Annotated in this window: 6 protein-coding genes; 4 read left to right on the top strand and 2 right to left on the bottom strand. The window is 62.6% G+C overall.

Translation table 11 applies throughout. The features are described from left to right. Nucleotides 1-664 (top strand): MFS transporter (locus CP49_RS47685; RefSeq protein WP_338060373.1); only part of this gene is annotated, 664 nt, incomplete at its 5' end. A gap of 35 nt (nucleotides 665-699) precedes the next feature. Here the strand turns inward: CP49_RS47685 and CP49_RS23185 are convergent. Then, nucleotides 700-2,025 carry an alpha/beta hydrolase gene (locus tag CP49_RS23185; protein ID WP_057852495.1) on the bottom strand — a complete coding sequence of 442 codons (1,326 nt, stop codon included), beginning with the start codon at nucleotides 2,023-2,025 and terminating at the stop codon, nucleotides 700-702. 286 nt (nucleotides 2,026-2,311) lie between these two features. On the opposite strand from CP49_RS23185, the gene CP49_RS23190 reads away from it, so the two are divergent. Continuing rightward, the gene (locus tag CP49_RS23190) at nucleotides 2,312-3,682 is read left to right on the top strand and encodes an APC family permease (RefSeq protein WP_057852511.1); all 1,371 of its coding nucleotides are present in this window, start codon (nucleotides 2,312-2,314) and stop codon (nucleotides 3,680-3,682) included. A gap of 2 nt (nucleotides 3,683-3,684) precedes the next feature. Then, complete coding sequence (locus CP49_RS23195) at nucleotides 3,685-4,899, top strand: hypothetical protein (RefSeq protein WP_156438593.1); 1,215 nt, start codon at nucleotides 3,685-3,687, stop codon at nucleotides 4,897-4,899. Nucleotides 4,900-4,927: 28 nt separating this feature from the next. Here CP49_RS23195 and yidD read toward each other — a convergent pair whose 3' ends face one another. Beyond that, the gene (yidD, locus tag CP49_RS23200) at nucleotides 4,928-5,281 is read right to left on the bottom strand and encodes a membrane protein insertion efficiency factor YidD (RefSeq protein ID WP_057852496.1); all 354 of its coding nucleotides are present in this window, start codon (nucleotides 5,279-5,281) and stop codon (nucleotides 4,928-4,930) included. A 237-nt stretch (nucleotides 5,282-5,518) separates the two neighbouring features. Here yidD and CP49_RS23205 point away from each other — a divergent pair. After that, nucleotides 5,519-6,327: COG3904 family protein (locus tag CP49_RS23205; protein WP_057852513.1), on the top strand; the 809-nt coding region annotated here is incomplete at its 3' end.

The following is a 6,327-nucleotide window of genomic DNA, read 5'->3' on the forward strand; positions in this document are numbered from 1 at the left end:
CCTGATGGGTTGCGTGAGTTTCCTCCTTCTGGCCTGGCGCCTGCCGCACGGGCTGATGGGCGCGCCGGTCGACCTCAAGACATGGGCCGCTATTGGCCGCAACCGCCTGATCGTGCTGTTGCTGTCGATTACCGCGCTGCAGATGTCCGGCCAGTTCGTGGTGTTCACCTTCATGGGTCCGCTGCTGGCGAGACTGACGGGCGCGGGGCCCGACGCAATCGGGCTGGTGTTCGCCGTCTATGGCGTGTGCGGTGTCATCGGCACTGCGATCGGAACCCGCATCGTCGATTCCTGGGGCGCCTGGAAAACCTCGCTTCTGTTCACCTCGGTGTTGCTGGCAGGCCTCGCCGGCTGGACGTTGAGCGCCGGGATCTATCCGTTGATGGCCGTGTCCGTCGCGATCTGGGGCCTGGGTTTTGCTTCCACCAATTCGATGCAGCAGGTGCGGCTGGTCGGTGCGGCACCTTCGCTCGCATCCGCATCGGTGTCGCTCAACACATCGGTCCTCTATGTCGGGCAGGCGGTGGGATCGGCGATCGGCGGTTTTCTATACGCGAACGATCTCCTCTACGCCGCGGGCTATGTCGGGACGGCCTTCGTCGCGCTTGCGCTGGTGACGGTGATTCTGACCCGGCCGAAAAAGACAATTCGATCCGAAGGGTGACGGTTGGCGCGCCGCGATAGTGCGGCGAGGCGAGGCTACCGGTTGGCGTATGGCGTGCTGGCGACCCGCGTCAAAGCGGGTGTTGCCGCCATCTTGACCAGCACGTCCTTGACCGGATGCTCGGTCCAGGCCTGCGTCACGTAATCGCGGTGGGTAACGCCGTCGGGCGTCTGCACGAACACGACGCTGCCGGGCCGCAGCGGCCCGTCCATGCTCTCGGTGACGGTGATACCCCTGTCGCGGAGCATCTGCATCAGTTCCTCGTCGTGCCGCTTGGTGTAGCGGGTATACGAAGAGACAAAGAAGCCGGTCCGGTTTTTCTCGATCCAGGACGCGAACTTGTCGAGCTCGCCGTACACGGCGTCGAGCAGGAACACGCCGCGGACCCGGTTCGGAACGCCGCCGACCTCAAGGCTCCAGGCGGTCGGCAGGAAGCCGCCGCTATAGCCGACGATCACGATCGGCAGGTTCGCGAAGGCTTGCGCCGACTTCGGATCGCCGTAGAGGCGGGCGAGGTGGCTGGCCGATTCATCGATGAAGCGCTTGAAGCCTCCCGGTTGCCAGAACTTGCCGGCCGAAGAGTCCGCGGCGTTCACGGCCATTTGGGGCGCGAGCAGCACGGCGTTGACGCCGGAATCCGAGATCTGCTGCGGCACCAGTTGGCGGTCGCGGACGTCGCGCTCCAGCGTCGCGCCGTTGCCGTGGAAGAAGACCACGATGACGCCCGGCTTCTTGACATCGAACGTCTCGGGGACATGCACCAGCACGCGGCTGTCGTTGTAGGTCTCGTCCTGCCAATAGACCCGGCCGCTATGGCTACGGTGGCCCTTGCGGTCGCCCTTGGTGATGTTGAGGAACGGCTCTTCGGAGCGCGGGTTGGTGCCGAAATAGGGGAAGGCCGAGGACTTCATGCTGACCAGTGTGGTCAGCTCGTCGCGCTCGGCACGGGGCAGGGTCAGCGTCGGCGTTAGCGACGCGACCCTCACGGGCTCCGTGCGAACCGTGCGCTGCTGAGGTGCCAGCGCGACCTGCCGCTGTACCTGGGGCAGGCCTTCTTGGGGCAGGCTTTCATTCGCAGTCGGGAAACGGTCGGCGAATTGCGGCGTGGGGAAACGGTCGTCGAACGTATCGGATGAAGCCTGGGGTTTCGCGGCCCGGGACTTTGCGCCTTCCGTGTTCGCTGCCAGCATTTCGGCGTTCGGCGCCTTGCCGCACTGAACTAGGAGAAAGGGCATCGGCACGAACAGCGCAGCCATCGCAGCCAAGTGCCAACGAAGGGGCAGGGCACGGCGCCGCATGACCGAGGACATCGCCCGGTTGGCGCGATCAGCTATCTGGAATTTCGGAATTGCTCCGACCATCCACCCCAATGCCCCAAGATCCACCGTCAACCGGCGTAAGCTCTCACGCGTTCAGGCGACGTTAAGCATCCCCCACGTCCGGAAGCCCTGAGGAGACCACGCAATCGTGTCGCGATTGTGGGACCGTCACGATGTTTTCGCAATCCGGTAGTGGCGCGGTGCCGACGGCGGTATCATAAAACCGATTTCGTGTTGTAATTTAAACCATTGTTAACATTGCTTGAATTGAGGGGCGTCAGCCTGCACGATGCAGCTCCTGGCTGCGGCGCTGAAGGTACGGTCCGAGATGGCGGCATCAGAAACGGGAAGCCCGGCCTGGTCCGGCGCGCGCTCCGGCAGCGGTTCCAGCGTTTCGTTCCTGGTGGCGGTCGCCATCGTCGTTGCCGACATGGTCGGCGTCGGCGTCTTCACCAGCCTCGGCTTTCAGGTCAAGGATATTCCCTCCGGCTTTTCGATCCTGCTGCTGTGGACCGTCGGTGGCATCGTCGCGTTGTGCGGGGTGTTTTCCTACGGCGAACTCGGAGCGATGTTTCCGCGCTCGAGCGGCGAGTACAACTTCCTCGGCCGGGCCTATCACCCGGCCTTCGGCTTTGTGGCCGGCTGGGTGTCGGCGACGGTCGGCTTCGCCGCGCCTGTCGCGCTGGCCGCCATGGCGTTCGGCGAGTACGGCAGGTCGGTGCTTCCAGATGCGCCGCCGGTGGTGCTTGCGGTCGGTGTAGTCTGGCTGGTGTCGCTGGTGCAACTCGCCGGCATCAGGCATTCCTCGACCTTCCAGCTTATCGCCACCATCCTGAAGGTGGCGCTGATCATAGCCTTTCTTGCCTGCGGTTTCATAATCGGCTCGGCGCAGCCGGTGTCGTTTGCGCCTTCAGCCTCCGACTTCACCCATATCGTCAGCGCGCCGTTCGCGATCAGTCTCGTATTTGTGATGTATTCATTCTCGGGCTGGAACGCGGCGACCTACATCATTGGCGAGGTCAGGTCGCCGGAGCGCAATGTGCCGCGGGCGATGTTGATCGGAACGCTGATCGTGCTCGTATTGTACGTCGCGCTCAACGCGGTGTTCCTGCATACCGCGCCGATCGACAAGCTCGCAGGCCAACTCGATGTCGCCCGGATTTCCGGCAGCCACATCTTCGGCGAGGTCGGCGGCCGCATTGTCGGCGCGATGATCTGCTTCGGACTGATCTCCTCGATCAGCGCGATGATGTGGATCGGTCCGCGCGTCATGATGACGATGGGCGAGGATCTTCCGGTGCTGCGGATGTTCGCCCGAAGGTCGACCGGCGGCGCGCCGGCTTACGCCATTCTGTTTCAGCTCACGGTCGCGAGCCTGATGCTGTTTACGCGCAGCTTCGAGGCGGTGCTTGAATTCATCCAGTTCTCCTTGTTGTTCTGTTCGTTCTTTACCGTGCTCGGGGTCATCAAGCTGCGGATTACGCATCCCGACCTGCCGCGGCCTTACCGCGCTTGGGGATACCCGGTAACCCCGGTGGTTTTCCTGCTCGTGACCGGCTTCATGATGTACTATCTCCTGACCGAACAGCCGCTGCGCTCGTTCCTTGGTCTTTTGATCATGTTTTCCGGTCTCTTGATTTACGCCGTCTTCCGCAAGCGGGAAAATCAAGTCCCTGCGGCCGCAGCAGGCCACGAATGAACATGCTGCATTCCCTGAGAATGGCGATGCTTGCTGCCGTCATGCTGCTGGCGGCCGTGGCTACCGCCTATGCCCAAACCGCAACGGTGGACGATACCGCGAAATTTCTGGCGGGCATGATGCCGTCGGCGGAATCGCCGCTCGCGCCGCTCACCAGGGATCCGGCCTGGCAACGGCACGCCAAATTTTTCGACGCCGCGTTCGAGAAACTCGAGCAGCGCCAACTATCGCGGATCCGCGCCTGGGCGGATACCAATCTGGCGGCGCCGCGGCCGACCATGTTCTACATGTTCTCAGGTCCGGACTTTCTCTATGCGAACGCATTCTATTCGAAGGCTTCGACCTACGTGCTGAGCGCGCTCGAGCCGGTCGGTTCGGTGCCTGACCTCTCGAGATTGCCGCGCGGCGGCATCGCGTCCGCGCTCTACAACGTCGAGCGCTCGCTCGGTTCGATCCTGAGCTTCAGTTTCTTCATCACCAAGCAGATGAAGACCGATCTGCAGGCGGACCAGATCAGCGGCACACTGCCGATCCTCTACGTATTCCTGGCGCGCTCGGGCATGACCGTGAAGGGCGTCAGTCCGATCTCGCTGGACGACAAGGGCGCTGCGTATTTCGCGGGCGAAAATCCCGGGCCGAATGCCGTACGCGGCGTGCGCATCATCTTCGCCGGCAGCGACGGTCAGGAAAAGACGCTGTATTACTTTTCGACCGATCTCTCCAATTCCGGCGTGAAGGCGAGCGGTTTTCTGAATTTCTGTGCGACGCTCGCGCCCGGCAACAGCCTGATCAAGAGCGCCTCCTATTTGCTGCATTCCGGCAACTTCACCACAGTGCGCGACTTCCTGCTTAATAACAGCGCCACCATCATCCAGGACGATTCCGGAATCCCGCTTGCCTATTACAGCACGAGGAAATGGCGCTTCTTCCCGTTCGGCCGTTATCTGGGACCGATCGACGAATTCGAGGGACGCTATCAGGAATCCTACGCCGCGCTGTTCCGGCGCGCGCAGCCGATCGATTTCGGCATCGGCTATCGCTGGCGCACGCCGGAATCGAACTTGCTGCTCTCGGTTAGATTGCCTGACGATGGATCGACCGCTGCCGACGCCACGTCGTCGACCGAGGCGCCGCCGTCACCGCCACGACCGCGCAGGCCGCGACCGCCGGCGGATATCGGACCGCAGCCGCGAGGCGGATTTTTCTTCTGGCGCTGAGCGGCGAAACTCAGGCTAAGCGTCGCATTCACGAACTGTTGACGCCGCGCCAGCGCCCGTAGCGCCACGGTAGATACCAGCACGCGCCCGGAGGTGTTGTGAGTGGCACGTTGTCGATGCCGGACGTGCCCCAGGGCTGGCAGCGCAGGATCCGCGCCAGCGTCATCCAGCCGCCGCCCCATAGGCCGAAGCGCTCGATCGCTTCATCGCCATACACCGAACATGTCGGCAAATGCCTGCAGTTGTAGCCGACCAGCAGCGACAGCGTGTGCCGGTAGATCCAGATCAGCACGCGTCCCGCATTTCGCGGCAGACGGCTGACTGTGCTGGCACAATCCGTGCATTGTTTTTGACGTGACGATGAACGGTCTGCGGGTGCCATGCCGAACTATGTACGTAGTTTTGCGGGTGTTCCCAAGCAAGGAACTCAATGCCTGCAGATATTTACGCCACAGTTCACAATTATCGCACCGCGAAGCGGCGCAGCAAGCCAAGGTATTATGGACGACACAGGACAGCCCAGTTACCGTTTTGATACGGATCGATGACAGAATCATCTTGCGATAAAACCGGAGCCATTGCCGCTATTCGTGGACGGGGCTTGGGGGAAGGAACCAAATTGAGGTTTGTGACGTCGCTGAAATTTCGCGGCTGGGCGCTTCTCGGCGCCACCGCCTTCTGTCTTGCATTGCCTGGCGCGATCACGGCGCTGGGTAATTCGGCTCACGCCGGCGGAACCCTCGAAGAACGCAAACAGCCGATGCGTTTCAAATGGAATCCGTGCCAGCCCGATTGCAGAGGCTGGGTCTCGGCTGTCGGCATCGTCACTTCAGAAAGTCCAAGGGAGTTCGACGAATTCGCCAAGAATCGTCAGCTCGCCGGCGCAACCATCGTGCTGGATTCCAGCGGCGGCTCGGTCAACGATTCCATCGCGCTTGGCCGGCGGTTCCGCAATCTCGGTGCGCTGACCACGGTCGGCGCCACCGTACGCACGCAGACCCCGCAAGGCGAACGCGCGAGCGTGGCGCCGGAAGCCTATTGCGAGTCGATGTGCGTATTCCTGCTTCTCGCAGGCAAGACCCGTTATGTGCCCCCTGTCGCGCATGTCCGCGTGCACCAGATCTGGATGGGCGATCGCGCCGACGATGCCAAGGCCGCGAGCTACAGCGCGCAGGATCTGATGATCGTGGAGCGCGACATCGGGCGGCTGGCGAAATACACCTTCGACATGGGCGGCACAGGCGACTTGCTGTCGCTCGCGCTCAGTGTCCCGCCGTGGGAAGACCTGCACGAATTGTCGCGCGGTGAACTGCGCCTGGCCAACCTCATCACGACCGATGCGGCCGCCGATGTGTTCCCGCAGGACAATGCGTCGGTGCCGATGGCCGAGGCGAAACCCGCCAAGCCGCAGGACCGCTTCGTCAGTTC

The sequence above is a fragment of the Bradyrhizobium valentinum genome (assembly GCF_001440405.1).
In the GTDB taxonomy this organism is placed as follows: domain Bacteria; phylum Pseudomonadota; class Alphaproteobacteria; order Rhizobiales; family Xanthobacteraceae; genus Bradyrhizobium; species Bradyrhizobium valentinum.

Bases quoted from the DNA above. Each gene is read 5' to 3' on its own strand.
- CP49_RS23190 (WP_057852511.1), top strand. From the start codon at position 2,312: ATGGCGGCATCAGAAACGGGAAGCCCGGCCTGGTCCGGCGCGCGCTCC.
- yidD (WP_057852496.1), bottom strand. From the start codon at position 5,281: ATGGCACCCGCAGACCGTTCATCGTCACGTCAAAAACAATGCACGGAT.
- CP49_RS23195 (WP_156438593.1), top strand. From the start codon at position 3,685: ATGCTGCATTCCCTGAGAATGGCGATGCTTGCTGCCGTCATGCTGCTG.
- CP49_RS23185 (WP_057852495.1), bottom strand. From the start codon at position 2,025: ATGGTCGGAGCAATTCCGAAATTCCAGATAGCTGATCGCGCCAACCGG.